Origin of the sequence: Nocardia sp. NBC_00403 (genome assembly GCF_036046055.1) — a bacterium.
Classification (GTDB): Bacteria; Actinomycetota; Actinomycetes; order Mycobacteriales; family Mycobacteriaceae; genus Nocardia.
On sequence record NZ_CP107939.1, the window covers coordinates 6,460,561 to 6,481,697 of the forward strand.

Here is a 21,137-nt window from a genome sequence, read left to right on the forward strand (position 1 = left end):
GTGGAACCGGGTCAGATGCTCGGGTCACTTGGGCTGGTTATTGCCGGCGACCTGCGGAATCTGCCCGACCGGCGGCTGGGGAGCCGCCTGCGGCTGCGGCACCGGGGGTTGCGGAATCGGCGGTCGCTGCGGCGCAGTGTGCGGACCCATGGTGGGCGGTGCGGCCGGAGCAGGCGCGTGCTGTGTGCTCGGTCCCATCGCCTGCGGCGCGACCTGCGGCAAGCCGATCGTCTGCAGCACACGCTTGATCACGTCGTCCGGGCTGATCTCGTCGGCGAGCGCGTCGTAGGACAGCACCAGGCGGTGGCGCAGCACATCCGGGATGACCTCGACCACGTCCTGCGGCACCACGTAGTCGCGGCCGCGGATCAGGGCGACGGCGCGGGCCGCGGCAATGATGCCGAGGCTGGCACGCGGCGAGGCGCCGTAAGAGATCCAGCTCGCCACATCCTGCATGCCGAAGTCGGCGGGCGTGCGGGTCGCCGCGATCACCCGGACCACATAATCGACCAACGCGTGGTGCACGAAGGTGTTGGCGGCCAGCTTCTGCAGCCGGATCACATCGTCCGGTTCGAGAATCTGCTTGGCCTCCGGCGGCGTGACACCCATCCGGTAGATGATCTCGCGCTCTTCCTCGACCGACGGGTAGTCGACGACAACCTTGAACAGGAAGCGGTCGCGCTGCGCCTCCGGCAGCGGGTACACGCCCTCGCTCTCGATCGGGTTCTGTGTCGCCATGACGAGGAACGGATCGGGCATCGGGTAGGTCTTGCCACCGATCGACACGTGCCGCTCGGCCATCACCTCGAGCAGTGCCGACTGCACCTTGGCAGGTGCACGGTTGATTTCGTCGGCGAGCAGGAAGTTCGCGACAACCGGGCCGAGCTCGGTGTCGAACTGCTCGCGGCCCTGCCGGTAGATCCGGGTGCCGATGAGGTCGGTGGGCACCAGGTCCGGAGTGAACTGCACCCGGGAGAACGAGCCGCCGACGACCTTGGCAAAGGTCTCCACCGCAAGGGTCTTCGCGATACCGGGCACACCCTCGAGCAGGACGTGGCCCCGCGCGAGCACACCGACCAGCAACCGCTCGACCAGTCGATCCTGGCCCACGATAACCCGCTTGACCTCGTAGATCGCTTTTTCCAGGGTCTGGACGTCACGCTCCAGGGTGCTAGGTACGGGAGCAGGCGCCTCTTTCGCCAAGCTTGCCCCGCTCACACCGTCCGTCGAAGTCACCAACATCCCCGCTTTCGCTTTGGTCCTGTGCGTGCTGCCACAACTATTCCAGGTAATGGCCGCAAGCGCCGCAACCGGCTCCGACAGTACGGGAATCCGTGGGATTCGCCAGCCTGGTTACGCCGCAACGCCACAACCCTCAGGAGACGATACGCACCGCGTACGGCATGATGCCGCCCTCGCGTACCGCGGACACCCGGACGACCTCACCGGATTGCGGCGCTTCCACCATTTTTCCGTTGCCCAGATACAGCGCGACGTGCTGGCTACCGTTGGGGCCCCAGAACAACATGTCGCCGCGGGCCCGCTCGCCGACCGGAACGCGGGTGCCGGCGTTGTATTGATAGCCGCTGTAGTGCGGCAGCGAAACACCGATTCCGGCGAAGGCGTAGATCATCAGTCCCGAGCAGTCGAATCCGACCTTGTTGTAGTCGCCGTGACTGTCCGCGACGCCGCCGTCGCGAATGCCGAGGGTCGGCCCGTCCTCGTCGCCGCCACCCCAGGCATAGATGACGCCCAGCTGGGACATGGCCCGGTCGACGACGGTTTCGACGGCATCGGAACCGCCGACAGCCGGCCTGCTCGGGCGCGGGGTGCTCGACCGCGGCGGCGGCGAGTCCTCCAGCTGATTGTGTGGGCGCTTACCCTGCCCCGCCTGAGCCGCACGCTCCCTGGCGGCAGCGTCCTGGGCGGCGCGGGCCGCAGCGGCGGCCGCGGCGGCGCGGATCGCCGCCTCCTCGGCCCTGCGCTGCTCGTCCCAGGCCAGGAATGCTTCACGTTGTCCTTGCAGCCCAGCCACATTCGTGCGCGCGGCGTCCAGCCGTCCCTGGGCCGCGGTGCGCTCGCGGACGATGTTGTCGCGCAGCACGGTCTGCTGATCCAGTTCGGACTTCGCGGCGGCGACGGCGTTCGCCGCGTCGACCTTCTTCTGTTCGGCAACCGCGGCGGCGGCATCCGCCTCGGACTTCGCCCGGCGCGCACTGGAATTCTTGTTGGCCTGATCGATCTGGGCACGTCGAAGGCCGTCGAGGACCTGCTGCTGGTTCTTGGACAGCAGGCTCAGCACCTGGGCGCGATCGAGGGCGAGGTCGGGGGTGGCGGAGGTGAGATAGGTGACCATCGAACCGGTGCCGGGGCGGGTGTAGGCCTGGGTGGCGAACTGGTCGAAGTTGCGCCGCGCCACGCCGACTTTGGTTCCGGCGTCGGCGAGTTCGCGCTGAGTCTCGACGACCACCGCGGCAGCGGCGTCGGCAGCCGCGCGCGCGTTCTGCAGGTCGACGAGGGCTTTATTGACCTCTTCGCGTTTGCGCGCAACGGCGTCGTCGAGCTGCTGTAGCTGCTGGTCTGCCGCGGCGACCTGGTTGATCAGTCCGCCGACTTCGGTCAGTCTGGCGTCGACTTGGGCGCCGGCGTCGGCGATCTGGCCGTCGCTCGGGTTCGGCGGGGCGGGCGGCACCGCAGTGACGGGTCCCGCCGTCACCACCACGACAACCGAGACCAGCAACCCCAGAGCGACCCACAGCGGACGCCGAGAGCCGGCTTCGCCGTTGTTGCGCATCGCACCTCCCAAAGGACCCGACGTCGGCTTCGCCTCACGAGCATCAGCCGCACCATCGGGCTCAGTAGTCGGCGAATAGCTCTCTCAACACATCTTCCCCATCAGTGGTCATTCGAACCGTACGACACATCCTTCACCAAGAAAACTCCAGCAACAGAATCACAGTCGCGTAATTTGCCCTTTGCCCGAAATTAGCCGGATGCACGCAAGGCTCCGCCCGGTTAAAACAAACCGACCGTTAGGAAAAGTGACTGAACGGGTACTCGCTAGTGCGCAGAGTCCCGATCGCCGCCTCGACCGGAAACCCCCACCGGCACCGCGTCCTCCGACGCGCGCCGAGACTTGATCCAGTACAGCCCGCCGACGACGATCGCGGTGCCCGCTAGTAACACACTGGTGATCGCGGTCCAGGAGATCATTTCCGGGCGCTCCAGCTGATCCACGAAAAGCTGGGCCGCCTGTGCCGAATGCGCTTGCTGACTCTTCGAGAAATCCTCGGCCCGCTCCAACTTGACCCGGCTGATGGATTCGCTGTACGTGCCGACCCAGTCGTCACTGAGCACCACGACAGTTCCGTGCTCGGTCTTGCCGACCACGGTGGCCAGGTCACGTAGATTGGAGTCGTGGCCTGGATTGCCGGGGATCACCACGATGCTGAGCTCGATTCCATGGGACCGAGCGTCGGCGACGACCGCCTCCAATGCCTTCTGATCCTTGCCCTTGGGCGTGGCCACATGGTTGTCGGCCACATCTTTCATGATGGCGTCCATGGCTTTGTCATCGATCCCGGGCGGCAGTTCGGCGGCCATGGGTGTGAAAACCGAGGTGTGCGAGACGGTCATCTTCCATCCGGTCTGTCGAGCCGCACGCGAGGCGACGGGCATCCAACACTGCGGGGTGGGCACTGCCCTGAGCCGGTACATGCCCACCGGCCACCCCTGCAACTCGAAAGCACAGTACGCGACGGAGTGTCGGGCCTCCCGCACATGGCAGGCCCAACGGCCCCCGCGCGTTTCACAGGACAAGCGTACTGTTAGGCTCGAAGGCGCGAGGAGCCAGTACCTTCCAGCGCTGGAGCCCTCCGAAGACGTACCGCCGGCGACTGTTTACAGGTCGCTCGAAACAACCAGCCACTGGCACAGCCCCGCCGGTGGCCACCCTCACAGACGAGTGGAGCTGACGTGACGACAAGTATCGATACTTTCGGCGCCAAGGGCACCCTCGAGGTCGGAAGCAACTCCTACGAGATCTTCCGCCTCTCCGCCGTGCCCGGCACCGAGAAACTCCCCTACGCACTCAAGGTCCTCGCGGAGAACCTGCTCCGCACCGAGGACGGCGCCAACATCACCGCCGATCACATTCGCGCCATCGCGAACTGGGATCCGTCGGCCGATCCGAGCATCGAGATCCAGTTCACCCCGGCCCGCGTGATCATGCAGGACTTCACCGGCGTGCCCTGCATCGTCGACCTCGCCACCATGCGCGAGGCCGTCGCCACCCTCGGCGGCGACCCGAACAAGGTCAACCCGCTCGCCCCCGCCGAGATGGTCATCGACCACTCCGTCATCATCGACGTCTTCGGCCGCGCCGACGCGCTCGAGCGCAACGTGGACATCGAGTACTCCCGCAACCGTGAGCGCTACCAGTTCCTGCGCTGGGGCCAGGGCGCGTTCGACGACTTCAAGGTCGTCCCCCCCGGCACCGGCATCGTGCACCAGGTCAACATCGAGCACCTGGCTCGCACCGTCATGGTCCGCAACGGCCAGGCCTACCCCGACACCTGTGTCGGCACCGACTCGCACACCACCATGGTCAACGGCCTGGGCGTGCTGGGCTGGGGCGTCGGCGGTATCGAAGCCGAGGCGGCCATGCTGGGCCAGCCCGTGTCCATGCTGATCCCGCGTGTGGTGGGCTTCAAGCTGACCGGTGAGATCAAGCCGGGCGTCACCGCCACCGATGTGGTGCTGACCGTCACCGACATGCTGCGCAAGCACGGCGTCGTCGGCAAGTTCGTCGAGTTCTACGGCAAGGGTGTCGCCGAGGTTCCGCTGGCCAACCGCGCCACCCTCGGCAACATGAGCCCCGAATTCGGTTCCACCGCAGCGATCTTTCCGATCGACAGCGTGACCATCGACTACCTGCGCCTGACCGGCCGCAACGATGAGCAGCTCGCGCTCGTCGAGGCGTACGCCAAGGAACAGGGCATGTGGCATGACGCCGAGCACGAGCCCGCGTACTCGGAGTACCTGGAGCTCGACCTGGGCGATGTGGTGCCCTCGATCGCGGGCCCGAAGCGTCCCCAGGACCGAATCCTGCTGTCGGAGTCCAAGACTGCGTTCCGCAAGGACATCCACAACTACACCAGCGACGCCGAGAGCGGCCCGGCTGCCGTCACCCCGCACACGCATCTGGACGAGGCCATCGAGGAGTCCTTCCCGGCCAGCGATCCGGCGGTGCTGTCCTTCGCCGATGACGACTCGGAGTTCGTGCCCTCGGCCGCCAATGGCGCCACCGGCCGCCCGAGCCGGCCGGTCAAGGTCTCCTCGGAGGAGTACGGCGACTTCGTGCTCGATCACGGTGCCGTGGTGGTCGCCTCGATCACCTCTTGCACCAACACCTCCAACCCGTCGGTCATGCTCGGCGCCGCGCTGCTCGCGCGCAACGCCGTCGAGAAGGGCCTCACCTCCAAGCCGTGGGTGAAGACCTCCATGGCCCCGGGTTCGCAGGTCGTCAACGACTACTACAACAAGGCCGGACTGTGGCCCTACCTGGAGAAGCTCGGCTTCTTCCTGGTCGGCTACGGCTGCGCCACCTGCATCGGCAACACCGGCCCGCTGCCGGACGCGGTGTCGAAGGCGATCAACGACAACGACCTGTCGGTCACCGCGGTGCTCTCCGGCAACCGCAACTTCGAAGGCCGCATCTCCCCCGACGTCAAGATGAACTACCTGGCCTCGCCGCCGCTGGTCATCGCGTACGCGCTCGCGGGCACCATGGACTTCGACTTCGAGACCGACGCCCTCGGCCAGGACACCGACGGCAACGACGTCTTCCTGAAGGACATCTGGCCCTCCTCCAAGGAGATCGAGGAGACCATCGGCACCGCGATCAGCCAGGACATGTTCATCAAGTCCTACGCCGACGTGTTCAAGGGCGACGAGCGCTGGCGCGGCCTGCCCACCCCGGAGGGCAAGACCTTCGAGTGGGATGCCGAGTCCACCTACGTGCGCAGGCCTCCGTACTTCGAGGGCATGCCGCACACCCCGAACCCGGTCACCGACATCAAGGGCGCGCGGGTGCTCGCCTACCTGGGTGATTCGGTCACCACCGACCACATCTCCCCCGCAGGCAACATCAAGCCGGGCACTCCGGCCGCGCAGTACCTGGAGGCCAACGGCGTCGAGCGCAAGGACTACAACTCCTACGGCTCGCGTCGCGGTAACCACGAGGTGATGATCCGCGGCACCTTCGCCAACATCCGGCTGCGCAACCAGCTCCTCGACGACGTCTCGGGCGGCTACACCCGCGACTTCACTCAGGACGGCGGCCCGCAGGCCTTCATCTACGACGCCTCGCAGAACTACCAGGCCGCGGGCATCCCGCTGGTCGTGCTCGGCGGCAAGGAGTACGGCTCGGGTTCCTCGCGTGACTGGGCCGCCAAGGGCACCAGCCTGCTGGGCGTGAAGGCCGTCATCACCGAGTCCTTCGAGCGCATCCACCGCTCCAACCTCATCGGCATGGGCGTCATCCCGCTGCAGTTCCCGGCAGGCGAGTCGGCCGCGTCGCTGAAGCTGAACGGCACCGAGACCTTCGACATCGAGGGCATCACCCAGCTGAACGAGGGTGCTACTCCGAAGACCCTGAAGGTCACGGCCGCCAAAGAAAACGGCGAAAAGGTGACCTTTGATGCCGTGGTCCGGATCGACACCCCTGGCGAAGCCGACTACTACCGCAACGGCGGCATCCTGCAGTACGTGCTGCGCAACATGATCAAGGGATAGCACCCGAACGATCACGGTGACTGTGCGTGAAAGCTCCTGCCCCGCTTGTGAAAGGCTAGGCTCGCGCTTTCACGCACAGTTCGTTGGCGGCATCGACGCTGAGCTTGCCGAGCGTCCGGAAGACTCCAGCGCCCGCAAGACTCTAGCCACGAAACGGAGACTGTGTGCCCAAGGTCAGTGACGATCACCTCGCCGCCCGACGCAACCAGATCCTCGACGGCGCACGCAGCTGCTTCGCCGAATACGGTTACGACGGTGCCACGGTGCGCCGCCTCGAAGAGGCCACCGGGCTCTCACGTGGCGCGATCTTCCATCACTTCCGTGACAAGGACGCCCTTTTCCTCGCGCTCGCGCAGGAAGACGCCGTGCGGATGGCCGATGTGGCCGCCCACCAGGGTCTGGTGCAGGTGATGCGGGATATGCTTGCCGACCCGAAGCAATTCAATTGGCTCGGAACACGTTTGGAGATCGCGCGCCGGTTGCGCACCGACGCCGAATTCCGAGCGAACTGGGAGCAGCGCTCGGAGGAGCTGACCGCCGCCACCCTGGCCCGCCTGGAGCGCCGCAAGGCGGAGGGCAGGCTGCGCGACGACGTCCCCACAGATGTCCTGCTCGGCTACCTGGACTTGGTCCTCGACGGCCTGATCGCCCGCATAGCCTCCGGCCACACCAATGAAAACCTTTCGGCGGTATTGGATCTCGTCGAAGCCTCGGTTCGCCGCAGGGAGTGACTTCCCGAACGGGCGTTCCCAGGCCATCGATCGGCTCGGACGGTGGCGGGTGGCCAGCTGCAATGGCAGCTTCGGGTGCCACCGGCCGGGATTATGATCGGTAGGTCGGGGCTGCATTTCGCCGTTAGAGGTGGTGGACGCCATGAGCGCTTGCGATACGACGCGGGGCCTCGCCGACTGCGAACATTCGGCGAACATCGGCGCATGCCGTGGACCTGCCCCCGCCGACGAGAGAGTGCGCGGTGTCCGATGACGGTATCGGGGGGACGCAACGCGACCTGAGGTTCGGCATCGTCGCAGAATTGGCCGAGGCCGGCTTCGACGCTGCCCGCGAAGTCGGCCGCGGCGGCTTCGGGGTCGTGTATCAGTGCATCGAGCAGGCTCTCGACCGCACGGTGGCGGTCAAGGTGCTATCGACGGAGGTCGACGACGACGGACGAGCTCGCTTCCTTCGCGAACAACGGGCTCTCGGCCGGTTCTCCGGACATCCGAACATCGTGCAGGTGCTGCGCGCCGACATCACCGCGACCGGCCGCCCGTTCATCGTGATGCCATTTCATCGCCGTGGATCCCTGGATACCCGTATTCGAGCCGACGGGCCGATCCCCTGGCAGGAGGTGCTGTCGATCGGTGTGAAGCTGGCGGGAGCGCTGGCCTCGGCCCATGCCTGTGGTGTGGTGCATCGTGACGTGAATCCGGCCAATGTCCTGGTAACCGACTACGGGGAGCCGCAGCTCGCGGACTTCGGAATCGCCCGCATCGGCGGTCTGTTCGAGACCGCGACCGGGCTGGTAGCCGGCACACCGGCCTACACCGCTCCCGAAGTACTGAAGGGCGCAGCACCATCGGTGGCCTCGGACGTCTACGGTCTCGGTGCGACACTGTTCTGCCTGCTCACCGGGCACGCTGCCTTCGCGAGACGAACCGGCGAGTCGATGGTTGCGCAGTTCGTGCGGATCACCTCCGATCCGGTACCGGACCTGCGGGCACAGGGCGTGCCGCCGCTGCTGCACGCCGCCATCGACAGCGCGATGGCACCCGAGCCGACCGACCGGCCTGCCTCCGCACAGGACTTCGGCGAGCAGCTGCGCAACATACAGTTCGCCTGCGGTCTTCCGGTCGACACGCCGGCCGTCCCGATCGACGTCGAAACCATGCCCAGCGTGACGGCGCAAGCGGTTGCGCGCACGCCGCCGGCGACGCCGACCGCCGTGGCGACGCCGATGACTCGGTATCGGCCACGTACGTCGCGACATCGACTTGTCGAACGCCCGGCGCTGCTGGAGCTGCTGCGGGCGGGCCAGTCGCGGCGGCTGGTGCTGATCCACGCGCCCGCCGGTTTCGGCAAGAGCACGCTGGCGACGCAATGGGCCGACGTCCTCGAGGCGGACGGATCCAGCGTCGCCTGGCTCACGGTGGACACCGACGACGACAATGTCGTGTGGTTCCTGTCCCACCTCGTGGAGGCTGTGCGGCGCGTGCGTCCCGCGCTGGCCGCCGAGCTGGCCCAAATTCTCGAAGAACGCGCCAGCAATGCGACCAGGCATGTGATGACGATGCTCATCAACCAGATCCACGCCGGCGGTGAAACGGTCGCCGTGGTGATCGAGGATTGGCATCTGGTAACCAGTCCCGCGTCGATCGCGGCGATGGAGTTTCTGCTGGACAACGGCTGCCATCACCTGCGCATGATCGTCACCAGCCGAAACAGGACCGGACTCCCGCTCGGGCGGATGCGAGTGCAGGACGAACTTGTCGAGATCGACGAAAGTCAGCTCCGATTCGATGCCGCCGACACCGCGCGGCTACTCGCCGGTGTCGAGGGCGTCGAACTGGACGCCGACGAGGTCGACAACCTGTGTCGATCGACCGAAGGATGGGCTGCCGCACTGCAGTTGGCCGCGTTGTCACTGCGCGGAAAAGACCGTCCTGGTAGTCATCTGGACGGAATTTCAGGTCAGCACTACGCCATCGGCGAATACCTGATGGAGAATGTGGTGGCGGATCTCGACCCCCCGGTCCTCGATTTCCTGATGCGGACCGCCGTCACCGCGACCATTTGCGGAGACCTCGCCGAGGCGCTCGCCGAGGTGTCTTCGGGGCAGCAAATGCTCGAAGATCTGTACAAACAGGATCTATTCCTGCGCAGCGTCGACGATGAGCTGCGCTGGTTCCGATATCACGGACTTTTCGCAGACTACTTGCGCCGCAGGCTGATTCGGCAACATCCCGGTCTGCTCGAACAATTGCACGCGACCGCGGCGATATGGTTCGCCGAGCACGACATGCTCACCGAAGCAGTCGATCACGCGCTCGCGGCGGACGCGCCGGAGCGCGCGATGAGCCTGATCGAGGAACATGCCGACGAGTTGATCGAGAACGCCATGATGGCCACGTTCCTCGGTCTCGTCGCGAAGTTGCCCACCGCACTCTGCCTCGGCAACCCCCGGCTGCAACTGTCGGTAGCCTGGGCGACGATCGCATTGCAACGCGCCGCCGCGACCCGCACCGCACTGGAACAGGTCGACGCCGCGATCGCGGCGCTGCCCGCCGACGATGCGCTGGGCGGCGATCTTCGCGCCGAGGCCGCCGTGGCGCGCGCGGCCGAGTTGATGGTGATCGACAGATGCACCGATCTGCCGGACTACGTGACCGCGAGTGTGCAGGCACCGGTCCGGCCATTCTTCGCCAACGCCCTGGCTACTACCGCGGCGGCAATTGCTCTGTGTCACTTCGACTTCGACGGCGCCGCCCGATGGCACGAGTGGGCCGAGCCCTCTCGGACCCGCTCCACCGGCCCGTTCAACGCCGTGTACGGCCACTGCATCGCCGGCCTGGCCGCCTTCGATCATCTCGACATCGCGGACGCCGAGACGAGCTTCCGTACGGCGGTGCGACTTGCGCTCGAGACCGGCACCCAATCCCACGCCACCCGCCAGTCCACCGCACTGCTGGGAGATCTGCTGTATGAGACCGGGCAGTTCGTGGAGGCTCAGGAACTTCTCACACCCTGGCCCGGGATGGAAGGCGGCACCGTCGAGGTGCTGCTGGCCATCTACGGCACCGGAGCGCGCCTGGCGGCATTGCGCGGCGATCTCGACACCGCTCGAGCCCGACTCGACGAAGGGCAGCACATCGCCGAGCTCCGGAGCCTGCCCCGGGTGGCAGCCCGGATCCTCAACGAGCGGGTGCGCCACGGGCTGCCGATTCCACAGACCGATCGTGAGAAGCTCGAGCACCTCCCGACCTATCGTCGACAACCGGACGCGATCCTGGCCCTGACAGCGGAGCTCGAGCAGGACGCGGCCGTCCACCTACTGCTCGCCGAGAATTCCACCGACTCGATTCGGGCCGCCACCGCACGAGCCGAGCGACTGGTGCAGGTAATCCAGCGCCAGACACGGCCACGGGCACTGCTGCACGCTCAACTCCGCTACGTCTGTTGTCTATCGGCGGCCGGACAGTCCGACCAGGCGGCGACACTGCTGGCTCCGCTGCTGCGCCGCTGCGCCGAACTCGGCTTGGTCCGTACCGTTGTCGACAGCGGACCCGCCATAGCACCGGTGCTGGAAACACTGGCCGAGGCCACCGATGAAAAGATGCGGCCGCCGCACTTGTTCCTGCGACAGGTATCGGCCGCCATCGATCAATCGCACCGGGTGTGAGCGCAGGCTCGCATTTCGGCACCATCGGCGCGCATCGGGCGCGCCACCATCAGGACGAGCATGAAAGTTGCTGCGTTGCTGAAGCATCCGGTGAACACCGCGGAGGAAGCCGGACAACAACTCGTCGATACGTACAAGATCATCGGCACACCGGCCGATAACTATCCACTCGACGACAAGTGGCTCGAAGAGATCAGCGCGTTGAGCTTCCAGCGAGCTCACGACCCCGCGGGCAAGCTCCGGCAGCAGGCAGCCGTGCTTGCGGCCCCAGATCGAAGAAAGGCGCTGGCCGCACTCCGTCTGCCGACACTGGTCATGCATGGCACTGTCGATCCGATGATTCGACCGGCCGGCGCACAAGCGACCGCCAAGGCCGTCCCCGGGGCGAAACTCGTCATAATGCCAGGCGTTGGGCACGGTGCGCTTCCCCGAGAGGTCGGCCGGTCATGATCGACAATATCTGCGCGATCGCCGAGTAGCCAGTCGCGACAGTGTGCGCCGCCGGGTCGGCGACCCCAGGTTCAGTAGGTGTCGTTGAGGTAGTCGGCCGCGTGGGTTGTCCAGAGGACGTCGGTGCCGGGCATGTTATGGCCCGAGTACAGGACGTGCTGGCCGTCCGGCCACGGGGTCAAATATCCGATGACCCCGTTCACGGCCGTGGCATACCGGCCGAGGTTGGCGATCGGGTCGTTCATCAGGAAGCTCAGCAGTTCGGCGAAGATCAGCGGCGCCACGTTGCCGATGCGGGCTCCTTCGACGAAGGAGAACGGCGATATCCCGACATCGATCACCCGCAGCGGCGAGTCCTGGGGCGACGAGGTGATGATGTCGCCGGGATTAGCATATTCACGCACGTCGAGGGCCGGCCAGGCGCCGCGCTGGCCGTGCAGTCCGTAGGTCGTTGCGGGGCAAAGATTTCCGACCGACTGACCGTGCTTACGCAGTGGGTTCGCGATATTCACCGCGAAGGCGATCTCGAGGGGTGAGCCGTCGGCGTTGGTGTACTTGCCCGAACGCACTCCTTCCAGAATCTTGCTCGCGCAGATGCCGCCGAGCGAATAACTCAGCAGCCCACAGACATTCGGCGAGTCCTGGATGGCCCGCACACCCGCCGCGACGCCGCGACGGATCGAGGTCTTCAGTGACGGGCCCCAGAGCTCCGGCGTCGGTCCGATCGATGCGGGCCAGTCCGGTTCGAAGCAGGTGAAGCGGTCGGCGTCGAGCAGCTTGGTGACATCGTGGAGCATCCCCGTCGGCGTCCCGTTGGCGTTCCGCGGCTCGCCCGTGCCGCGGAGGGTGACGATATCAATCATCATGCTCTCCTTGTGCACCGCACTTCGGTGCGATAACACCAATATTGACTCATCAACCTCCCGCGCACCCGAGTAGTGAACTACCTCATTTCCCGCAGGTCACGCACCGGGTTCGAGGCTGCCGAGCAGGGTGCGCGCGATGCGGTCGAGTTCACGGCGGTCCGTGGCCGACAGCACCGACAGGATTCGGGTTTCGTTCTCCGTGTGTGCGGTGACCACCGTGTCGATGAGCTCGCGGCCCGAATCGGTGAGTGCGACGCGGACGGCGCGCCGATCCTCGGCGTCGGCGATGCGCCGGACCAACCCGGCGGACTCGAGGCGATCGAGCCGTCCGGTCATACCGGCGCGCGACAGCATCAGCGTGTCGGCGAGCACCGACGGGTTCAGTTCGAAGGGCTCCCCCGAACGACGTAGTGCGGCAAGCACATCGAACTCACCCCGCCGCAGTCCATGCGCGGTGAAGACCGCTTCGATCGCTCGTTGCGCAACCACGAGCAGCCGCCCGAGGCGACCGATCACGGCCATCGCGTCGAGCTCGAGGTCTGGTCGTTCCCGGCGCCACTGCTCGACGATCGTGTCGACGGGATCTTGCTTCATATCGGCCATGGACAAGATTCTATTCGTTGCGATATAGTTCGATAGCGAATTATCAATGACCGAATCAGTTGGAGGGCATCATGAACGACACCACCACCCGCAGCTTCGCCATCCGCCAGCCGCAGGACGCCGAGGTTCTGCGGACGGATTCGGTCACGATGCGACTGCTCATCGACTCGAGCGAAGCGGGTGGCGCGGTAAGCCACCTGGAGGTCAGCATGAATCGGGGCGCCGACGGGGCGGCCCCGCACTACCACACCAAGTCCGACGAACTCTTCTATGTCGCCGACGGCGAGCTGCAAGTACTGGCGGGCGACGAGATCGTCACCGTCGGCGCCGGCGGATCGATCGTCGTGCCCAAGCTCATGCCGCACGCCTTCGGTGCCACCCCGGACAGTTCGGCACGAATTCTGATCGCCCTGATGCCCGCCGTCGAACGCTTCGGATACTTCCGACTGCTCGACCGGCTCGTCAAAGGCGAGGCGACCTTCGAGGAGCTCGCGGCGTCCCAGGAAGAATTCGACAACCATTTCATCGATGCACCGACCTGGTGGGCCGAGCGCAACGCGAACCGTCGTTGATTCCGGAACTCGCCGAGCGTGGACACCGACCAACAGGGCGATACCCGGATCACGCGATTGTGGCGAAGACATCAGCCCATACGGCAATTAGTTCGCACCAGGCATGTAGCTTCCCCGCATGACGTTTTCCACACCAGTCGTTGTGCGCAGCTATGAGCTCGACACACGAGGCCATCTGAATCAGGCCGTGTACGTGCAATACGCCGAGCATGCCCGGTGGGAACTGATGCGCGCCGCCGGAGTGGGCCACGACAAGCTTCTGGCTTCCGGCGTCGGGCCGGTCGTGCTGGAGACCACCATCAAGTACCGACACGAGCTGCGCAGCGGCGACGAGGTGAGGATCACCTGCGAATTCGATTGGCAGCAGGGCAAAACCTTCCGCATCCGCCAGGAGATCCGCAAGCTCGACGGAACTGTCGCCGCCGAGGTTTCGGCGATCGGCGGCGTCATCGACCTCGCCACGCGCAAGCTCGTCGAGGCTCCGAGTGAACGATTCCGCACTCTCGCCGAACGTCCGGGTCTGCTCGGCCTCTGAACGAGCTTGCCGACGGGCAGGCCCGATCGGCTCGGCCGGATAGTTGCACGTTCAGCTGTACAGCCGCCAACACTCGGCAATACCACTAGGCATACCTAGGTATTCCGATAGCCTGCCGATTGCTGAACAATGTTCTCCGGCGCACCGAAAATCTTTCGGCTCAAGCGCATCCCACGCCGTATCCGGTTTGCCAGCCGCTGTGAAATCTTTCGATCCGAACCGATCGACGGCCTCTGCACGTTATGCTTCAGATCACGCTCGGGGGCCCTGGCAAATCGCGAGCAGATCGGAGAACCCACTATGACCGACGCCATCCACCTTCCCGGTCCCGCGCCGACGGGAGATCGCGTTCCCGCGTTGCAGGGCCTACTGGTGGCCGAGTCGGAACGCGCTATCACCGTCCGGGTCAACGAGGGCACCTGGACGTTCCGCAGGGACGACGTACTGCGGGTGCTCCCCGATCAGCACGCCACGAGTTCCGACGGTCGCCCGGTACTGGTCGACATTCGTCCCGGCGCCACCGCCGACTTCACCCGCCGCCTGCGCGTCGACCTCGTCGAACGCCCGATGACCATCGCGGCCGAGCCGTCACTCGCACTGGGAGATGAACTGCTGCAACAACTCACGGCGTCGTGGGCCGACTCGCTCGAGCTCGTCGACTGCCCGGGCGCCGGCAGCGCGACCTTCACCTATTGCCAGACGAAATCGTTCGAAAGTAGCGACGACGGCATCAACTGCGACAGTCTCGACTGAACGGGACCCCGCATGGCGGCAAGCCGTACAGGTTCGGTCCTGATCGTCACCGAATCCGATGATCTGCACAGCACCGCCATGGCGGCGACGTTGCGAGAACACCACGGGCTCAGCCCGATTCAACTCGACCTCCGCGACTTTCCGCGCGAATCCGGAAGTTTCCGGCTCGACCGGTTCGGCACTGCGCGATCACTGTCGCATCTGATCGGGATCGACGACGTGCGTTCGGTGTGGTGGCGACGACCACACCCGACGCGGGTTCCGGTCGGCGTGCGCGCATCCGACGATGCCTACCGCCAAGCCGAGTGCGACGGGTTCATCCAAGGGCTGCTGTGGTCGATCCCGGCGAACTGGGTCAACGACCCCGGTGCCGACCGCACTGCCACCCGCAAGATCGTGCAGCTGCAGACCGCACAGCGAGCGGGATTCACCATCCCGGAGACCCTTATCACCAACGATCCGGACGAGGCGCGCAGTTTTGTCGAATCCCGTTCCGGCGCTGTCGTTTACAAACGCACCGGAACCGGGCGCGCAGAATTCGCCGAGACCAGGATCATCACACGGGGCGACTTCGGCAAGCTCGCAGGCATCCGCTCCGCGCCCACTACATTCCAGGATTACGTCCAAGCCGAGTGCGATCTGCGTGTCGTGTGGGTCGACGGTGTCGAATGGACGGTCCGGATCGACTCACAGGCCGGTGTCGGCCGAGTGGACTCGCGGTTGGACACCACCGTGGACTTCACCCGCGCCAATCTGCCCGCATCCGTCAGTAAGTCATTGGCCACCCTGATGGGCGCGCTCGGCCTGAGCTTCGGCGTCCTGGACCTGCGCCTCGGCGTCGACGGCGAGTACTACTTCCTCGAGGTCAACCCGCAGGGCCAGTTCGCCTACCTGGAGATCAAGACGGGGCTGCCGATCTTCCGTAGCCTCGGCAATCTCCTGGTGCATGGTGACGGCGCAGTGCCGGGGTACTGAGCACAGAGCGGTTCGAGACCGCTACGAGCTCTTCCGGCGGTTCGCGCCACCGCGGCTGCGGAGTTGCACATGCGACTCCACTAGCACGTTGTGGATGAAACCGTACGAACGTCCGGTAGACCGGGCCAGCGAACGAATGCTTGCGCCCGCCTCGTATTGCTTCTTCAACTGGGTTTGTAGCCGATCGCGTGACCTACCGGTGACGCGTGTGCCCCTACCCAATGGGGTCTTGACTTGCGTGGGCCTGTCGCTCATGGCTTCCTCCGAGTCGCCGAGCCGCGTGTATCCAGGCTAAGCACTCAGCGGGCCGTGATCAACAGATCCTTGTGATGAAAATCACGCGAGCTGAATCAGTTCCAGATAATCCTGGGACCAGTGGTCCTCGGTGCCGTCCGGAAGCAAGATCACACGCTCCGGATTCAGCGCCTCGGCCGCGCCGGGGTCGTGCGTGACGAGCACAACGGCACCAGCGTAGCTACGCAATGCGTCCAGCACCTGCTCACGCGAGACAGGATCGAGGTTGTTGGTCGGCTCGTCGAGCAGCAGTACATTCGCCGCGGAAGACACCAGCCCGGCCAGCGCGAGGCGGGTCTTCTCACCACCGGACAGCGTTCCCGCGGGCTGATCCAGCTGCGGGCCGGTGAACATGAATGCGCCCAACAGGCTGCGCAGCTCCTGCTCCCCCGCGTCCGGCGACGCGTGCCGGATGTTCTCCCACACCGATGCGTTGTCGTCGAGCGTGTCGTGTTCCTGGGCGAAGTAGCCGATCTTCAGACCACGGCCTTCTTCGAGTCCCCCCGAATCCGGGGTCTCCACGCCCGCGAGCAGCCGCAGCAGCGTGGTCTTGCCCGCACCGTTGAGTCCGAGCACCACGACCCGACTGCCCTTGTCGATCGCGAACTCCACACCGGTAAAGATCTCCAGCGAGCCGTACACCTTGGTCAGGTTCTTCACCATCAGCGGCGTCTTGCCACAGGGCGCCGGCTCGGGGAACTTGATCCGCGCCACCTTGTCGGCGACCCGGATGTCATCGAGCTCCGCCATCAGCCGATCGGCACGCTTGGCCATATTCTGCGCCGCAGTGGCCTTGGTGGCCTTTGCGCCGAGTTTGGCGGCCTGCACGCGCAGTGCGCTCGCCTTCTTCTCGGCATTCGCACGTTCTCTGCGTCTGCGCTGTTCGTCGGTGGCGCGGGCGTCGAGATACTTCTTCCAGCTCATGTTGTAGATGTCGGCCTCGCCGCGCACCGCGTCCAGGAACCACACCTTGTTGACCACGTCGCCGAGCAATTCGACATCGTGGCTGATCACGATCAGTCCGCCGTCGTGGTTCTGCAGGAAGCCACGCAACCAGGTGATGGAGTCGGCGTCGAGGTGGTTGGTCGGCTCGTCGAGCAGCAGGATCGTGTCGGAGCGACCGCCGCTGCCGTCGGAGGCGGCAAACAGGATGCGCGCCAACTCGATTCGGCGGCGCTGGCCACCCGACAGGGTGCGCAGCGGCTGGCCGAGCACGCGGTCGGGCAGGCCGAGGCTGTTGCAGATCCGCGCGGCCTCGCTCTCGGCGACATAACCGCCGAGCGACGAGAAACGCTCCTCCAGCCGTCCGTATTTGCGCACAGCTTTGTCGCGTTCGGCATCGTCGACCACCTCCGCCATCAGCGCCTGCTGTTTTTCCATGTCGCGCAGCAATGCGTCGAGTCCGCGCGCGGAAAGGACGCGATCGCGGGCGAGCACGTCCAGGTTGCCCTCGCGTGGGTCCTGCGGCAGGTAGCCGATATCGGTGGATCGCAGGATTTTCCCGGCGTAGGGTTCGCCCTCACCTGCCAGAATACGCAGTGTGGTGGTCTTGCCCGCGCCATTGCGCCCGACCAGTCCGATCCGGTCGCCGGCCTGCACCCGCAGTGCCGGCCCCGGGGCCGACAACAGGGTGCGGACTCCGGCCCGGACCTCCAGGTCCGTCGCGGTGATCACAGGCTTCTCCTCACGGATACGTGGTGCTGGTCGTTAGCTGCTCGATTGTGCGACGAGATCAGCGCAAGAACCACCGATTTTACCTGCCCCGGGAGACCACTCTTACACCCAGCGAGCCCGGTGTGACCGCAGTAACGTTCCGGGACCTTTTCCAACGCCGGCCTACCCCGTCGGCCCACCTCCTACTTCCATCCGGGGCGGATGTCGAAATATTCGACGGGCCGGGGGGATGTCGTGGAAGCGTGTAGGCCGTTTCGATGTGTGTCTGCGGACGGCACCGAGGGGTGCGAGTGGGCGATCAGATCCCCGCAGGAACAGTGATCGGCGCAGTCGGATCGACCGGCAATTCCACCGGAAACCACCTGCACTACGAGGTTCGCCAGAACGGCCAGGCGGTGGATCCTCGCGGTTACCTGGCCGCCAACGGGCTACAAGTATGAGTGCGGTGCTGCACCGACCCCGGAACGCAGCGACGGTGGCACCGAGCATCCACGATCGTCGTGCGCTGAGAACAGCGATTCTCGACCAGGCTCGGCGGCAGGACGGTCACGTTCGTCCGTGACGCCATGAGACGACTGTACGAATTTCACAATCAGCGACGAGTCAGCCCGCGGGTTGAACCGCATCGGAGATTCGGCCGCCTTCCCCCGGTGCACAATACCGACGTTGGGGAGTCGCCTCTGCGGATCGTGAGTTCAGGTTTTCGAGTCTCGGCATCGAGACACGACCCGCACTCATTTCGAGGGTCTGCTCGCGGCCGACCGCGACCGGCTCAGGCCGGGGCGGCCTCCCACGCGAACCCGTCCGGATCGGTGAAGGGCCCGGTATTGCCGCCGATGACGATCCGGTGCGACCCGGTGCCCTCCGGGGGGACGCCGGCATCCTTGGCGGCGGCACGGCGCCCGTAGAGCGCCAGCTTGACCGAAGCCTGCGGGGTGTCGAACTCGACGTACTTGCTGCCGAAGCTCTTTGCCACGGCCAAGCCGCGGTCGACGTAGAACTGCTTTGTCGCCTTGACGTCGTCGACCCCGAGGAGCACCACGAAATCGTCGACCTCCCGGGTAGCCGGGCCGGTGTTCTTCTTCGATGACGTCGCGACCTTCCAGATCGCCCCGTCCGGGGCCTGGACGACGCCGCCATAGCCCCAGAAGCCCTTCTTGGCCGGCTTCAGCGTCCTCGCGCCTGCGTCGAGCGCGGTGCCGATGAGGCTGTCGACGGTGCTCGGCTGAGACACCACGAGCGACAGGATGAAGCCACGAAAGCCGGTCGTCGGCGTCTCCGAGGCGCGGACGCGTACTTTGTCGCCGAGACCGAACGCGGCGGCGTAGAAGGCCGCGGCGGCCGCGGGGTCGGGCACCTCCAAGGTGACGGACTCGATAGAGGTCTGGTGAGCAGTGATGTCCATGGCAGTCACGCTAATTGCTGCTCGGTAGCCTGTGCTTCTCGATTCCTGATCGGTTTCGCCATGCACGGCAACATCCCCTCCGCCGGCCGCGTGGAGCCGGATAAGCGCCAGCCGGTACATCGACCGGTTCGCATAGCCGAAAACGCGGTCGTTCCCCGGGTGCCCTGGCCGGTTATCGGATCCCGACCACCACGCGGTCGTCACCGTACTGCCACACGATCCCGGCTTCGGCGAAGCCCGCCTCGTACGCGAAGGCGAGGTAGTCGTGGACGGTGGGCCGGTCGTGAACCATGTGGGCGAATCCCCCGTCGCGCAGGCGGACCAGGTCGGCGAGTTCGGGAGCGCGGTCGACCGCTGCCCACCACGCCTCCCAGTCCTCCAGACCCGCGGTTCCCGCTCGTTGGGCCCGGCGTGCGGTCATGGCTTTACCCAGTGCGTCCAGTCGCGGGCCGGTCGCCCCCTCGTAGAGATGGTCCCCGTCGATGAACAGACCACCGGGTGCGAGCGTCCCCGCGCAAGCCCGGATCAGCGCGCGGAGCGGTTCGCGGTTCATCCAATGCAGAGTGGTGGTGCTCACGAAAGCATCGGGCGCTCGATGCAATTGGAGTCTGTCGAGCCAATCGCACTCGCGCAGATCAGCGTTCACTGTACGGAATCGCGGTGACCCCAGGGTCATCTCGGCCAACGTCAACAGAAGTGGATCCGCGTCCACGCCGACGATGGTGGCGGCGGGCATTCGCGTGAGCAGCCGGTCCGACAGCGTTCCCGGCCCGACGCCGAGGTCGACGATCAACGGGTCCGTCCGGTCGACGAGTTCGGCCAGAACATCACCGATAGCCTCGAAACGCTGTTCGCGATCGGGCATGTAGTGCTCCTGCTGGCGATCCCACCGGCCGATCCAGTACCACGCTCGCGAAATATCAAGCTTGCTGGTCGTCACACGAATCCTCCTCGAATGTAAGGTATTTCGCGCATCCTGCGATAACCGCCGCCCAGCCCTCCCCGGTCGACGTGGTCCGAGGCCCCAGCATAAAGTGCGCCGAGCTCAATAACCGACCATTTAGTCCGGTTCGAAGCGAAAGGCTTCCCCGACCGCTTACAGACCCGGCACATCTGTCGATCGCGCCGCGAGCACGTACATTTCGCCGAGGATCGGCACGCCGCTGTCGCGCTACAAGCCAGCCATGTGTTGCAATCCCACGACCCCGCTTGGCCCCGACTAGCGATATCGGCCCGCCGGTTCGGCTATCGCGCGGCCTGTTTGCAGGCTGGACACAGTCCGTGCAGAGTCAGTCCGGCGTTAGCGGCGAGTTCGAACCGGCTGCCGCGACTGGCGTGATCCAGCGCGGTTGCCAGTCGTTCGGCGGGGACTTCGATCACCGCGGCGCACCGTGTGCAGACGGCATGGTGGTGGGGTCGCACGGTCAGCCCGTAGCTCGCGGCCCTTTCCCCGACAGTGAGCACGTGCAGGGCGCCGATCTCGACCATCCGCGCAAGCGTGCGATACACCGTGGTCAGGTCGACGAGTTCCCGTCGTTCGGTGAGTCGTGCGACGATCTCCTGCGCATTGAGGTGCCCTCCGGAGGGATCGCTGGTCAGCACCGACATCACCGCCAAACGCGGTGCGGTGCACCGTAACCCGTGACTGCGCAGGATCGATCGTGCGTGCTCGACCGCTGGGTCGCTGGACGTATCCGCGGTGGGCATCGCCCCGGTGTCATGGTCGATGCCGGTATCGCCCACCAGTGGCGAGGTAGTTGTCGCCGAATGGTCGACCTCGTTCATGGTGCACCTCGTTCGCCACGGAACTACATTCCTC

At 65.7% G+C, this 21,137-nt stretch carries 19 protein-coding genes; 9 read left to right on the forward strand and 10 right to left on the reverse strand.

The annotated features are described in order from the left end of the window. Nucleotides 1-24: 24 nt before the first annotated feature. The 3 genes from OHQ90_RS28735 to OHQ90_RS28745 form a co-directional block, all read right to left on the reverse strand. Nucleotides 25-1,242 carry an AAA family ATPase gene (locus OHQ90_RS28735; protein ID WP_328402726.1) on the reverse strand — a complete coding sequence of 406 codons (1,218 nt, stop codon included), beginning with the start codon at nucleotides 1,240-1,242 and terminating at the stop codon, nucleotides 25-27. 133 nt (nucleotides 1,243-1,375) lie between these two features. Next, entirely contained in the window at nucleotides 1,376-2,794 is a 1,419-nt protein-coding gene (locus tag OHQ90_RS28740) for an NlpC/P60 family protein (RefSeq protein WP_328402728.1), read from the reverse strand. A gap of 266 nt (nucleotides 2,795-3,060) precedes the next feature. Next, nucleotides 3,061-3,636: an Rv1476 family membrane protein gene (locus OHQ90_RS28745; protein WP_328402730.1), complete on the reverse strand. Its 576-nt coding sequence runs from the start codon at nucleotides 3,634-3,636 to the stop codon at nucleotides 3,061-3,063. A gap of 339 nt (nucleotides 3,637-3,975) precedes the next feature. Here OHQ90_RS28745 and OHQ90_RS28750 point away from each other — a divergent pair, with 339 nt between their 5' ends. The 4 genes from OHQ90_RS28750 (at nucleotide 3,976) to OHQ90_RS28765 (ending at nucleotide 11,641) form a co-directional block, all read left to right on the forward strand. After that, nucleotides 3,976-6,795, forward strand: coding sequence for an aconitate hydratase (locus OHQ90_RS28750; RefSeq protein WP_328402732.1), 2,820 nt, complete (start codon nucleotides 3,976-3,978; stop codon nucleotides 6,793-6,795). 164 nt (nucleotides 6,796-6,959) lie between these two features. Beyond that, the gene (locus tag OHQ90_RS28755) at nucleotides 6,960-7,526 is read left to right on the forward strand and encodes a TetR/AcrR family transcriptional regulator (RefSeq protein ID WP_328402734.1); all 567 of its coding nucleotides are present in this window, start codon (nucleotides 6,960-6,962) and stop codon (nucleotides 7,524-7,526) included. Between the two features lie 242 nt (nucleotides 7,527-7,768). Beyond that, on the forward strand, nucleotides 7,769-11,191 hold the full coding sequence (locus tag OHQ90_RS28760; RefSeq protein WP_328402736.1) for a protein kinase domain-containing protein: 3,423 nt from the start codon (nucleotides 7,769-7,771) through the stop codon (nucleotides 11,189-11,191). 60 nt (nucleotides 11,192-11,251) lie between these two features. Then, nucleotides 11,252-11,641 (forward strand): alpha/beta fold hydrolase, encoded by a 390-nt coding sequence (locus tag OHQ90_RS28765; RefSeq protein ID WP_328402738.1) that lies wholly within the window; start codon nucleotides 11,252-11,254, stop codon nucleotides 11,639-11,641. 71 nt (nucleotides 11,642-11,712) lie between these two features. Here OHQ90_RS28765 and OHQ90_RS28770 read toward each other — a convergent pair whose 3' ends face one another. Further along, on the reverse strand, nucleotides 11,713-12,507 hold the full coding sequence (locus tag OHQ90_RS28770) for a hypothetical protein (protein WP_328402740.1): 795 nt from the start codon (nucleotides 12,505-12,507) through the stop codon (nucleotides 11,713-11,715). Nucleotides 12,508-12,603: 96 nt separating this feature from the next. Continuing rightward, the gene (locus tag OHQ90_RS28775) at nucleotides 12,604-13,110 is read right to left on the reverse strand and encodes a MarR family winged helix-turn-helix transcriptional regulator (protein ID WP_328402742.1); all 507 of its coding nucleotides are present in this window, start codon (nucleotides 13,108-13,110) and stop codon (nucleotides 12,604-12,606) included. Nucleotides 13,111-13,259: 149 nt separating this feature from the next. Here OHQ90_RS28775 and OHQ90_RS28780 point away from each other — a divergent pair, with 149 nt between their 5' ends. The 4 genes from OHQ90_RS28780 to OHQ90_RS28795 all read left to right on the forward strand — a co-directional run bounded on the left by OHQ90_RS28780 (nucleotide 13,260) and on the right by OHQ90_RS28795 (nucleotide 15,945). Beyond that, the gene (locus OHQ90_RS28780) at nucleotides 13,260-13,682 is read left to right on the forward strand and encodes a cupin domain-containing protein (RefSeq protein WP_328413160.1); all 423 of its coding nucleotides are present in this window, start codon (nucleotides 13,260-13,262) and stop codon (nucleotides 13,680-13,682) included. Between the two features lie 118 nt (nucleotides 13,683-13,800). Then, nucleotides 13,801-14,217 carry an acyl-CoA thioesterase gene (locus OHQ90_RS28785; RefSeq protein ID WP_328402744.1) on the forward strand — a complete coding sequence of 139 codons (417 nt, stop codon included), beginning with the start codon at nucleotides 13,801-13,803 and terminating at the stop codon, nucleotides 14,215-14,217. A 300-nt stretch (nucleotides 14,218-14,517) separates the two neighbouring features. Beyond that, the gene (locus tag OHQ90_RS28790; RefSeq protein WP_328402746.1) at nucleotides 14,518-14,970 is read left to right on the forward strand and encodes a hypothetical protein; all 453 of its coding nucleotides are present in this window, start codon (nucleotides 14,518-14,520) and stop codon (nucleotides 14,968-14,970) included. A gap of 12 nt (nucleotides 14,971-14,982) precedes the next feature. Then, a complete protein-coding gene (locus OHQ90_RS28795) occupies nucleotides 14,983-15,945 on the forward strand; it encodes a hypothetical protein (protein WP_328402748.1) in 963 nt (320 codons plus the stop codon). 21 nt (nucleotides 15,946-15,966) lie between these two features. On the opposite strand, the gene OHQ90_RS28800 is transcribed toward OHQ90_RS28795, so the two are convergent. Continuing rightward, complete coding sequence (locus OHQ90_RS28800; protein WP_328402750.1) at nucleotides 15,967-16,200, reverse strand: helix-turn-helix domain-containing protein; 234 nt, start codon at nucleotides 16,198-16,200, stop codon at nucleotides 15,967-15,969. Nucleotides 16,201-16,281: 81 nt separating this feature from the next. Further along, nucleotides 16,282-17,913: an ABC-F family ATP-binding cassette domain-containing protein gene (locus OHQ90_RS28805; RefSeq protein ID WP_328402752.1), complete on the reverse strand. Its 1,632-nt coding sequence runs from the start codon at nucleotides 17,911-17,913 to the stop codon at nucleotides 16,282-16,284. A 290-nt stretch (nucleotides 17,914-18,203) separates the two neighbouring features. Here OHQ90_RS28805 and OHQ90_RS28810 point away from each other — a divergent pair, with 290 nt between their 5' ends. Beyond that, nucleotides 18,204-18,353 (forward strand): M23 family metallopeptidase, encoded by a 150-nt coding sequence (locus tag OHQ90_RS28810; RefSeq protein ID WP_328402754.1) that lies wholly within the window; start codon nucleotides 18,204-18,206, stop codon nucleotides 18,351-18,353. A gap of 332 nt (nucleotides 18,354-18,685) precedes the next feature. Here OHQ90_RS28810 and OHQ90_RS28815 read toward each other — a convergent pair whose 3' ends face one another. From OHQ90_RS28815 to OHQ90_RS28825, 3 genes are all read right to left on the reverse strand, one after another. Further along, nucleotides 18,686-19,318: a glyoxalase gene (locus tag OHQ90_RS28815; protein WP_328402756.1), complete on the reverse strand. Its 633-nt coding sequence runs from the start codon at nucleotides 19,316-19,318 to the stop codon at nucleotides 18,686-18,688. Between the two features lie 172 nt (nucleotides 19,319-19,490). Continuing rightward, a complete protein-coding gene (locus OHQ90_RS28820) occupies nucleotides 19,491-20,258 on the reverse strand; it encodes a class I SAM-dependent methyltransferase (RefSeq protein WP_328402758.1) in 768 nt (255 codons plus the stop codon). 305 nt (nucleotides 20,259-20,563) lie between these two features. Next, on the reverse strand, nucleotides 20,564-21,103 hold the full coding sequence (locus tag OHQ90_RS28825) for a Fur family transcriptional regulator (RefSeq protein ID WP_328402760.1): 540 nt from the start codon (nucleotides 21,101-21,103) through the stop codon (nucleotides 20,564-20,566). Nucleotides 21,104-21,137 lie beyond the last annotated feature (34 nt).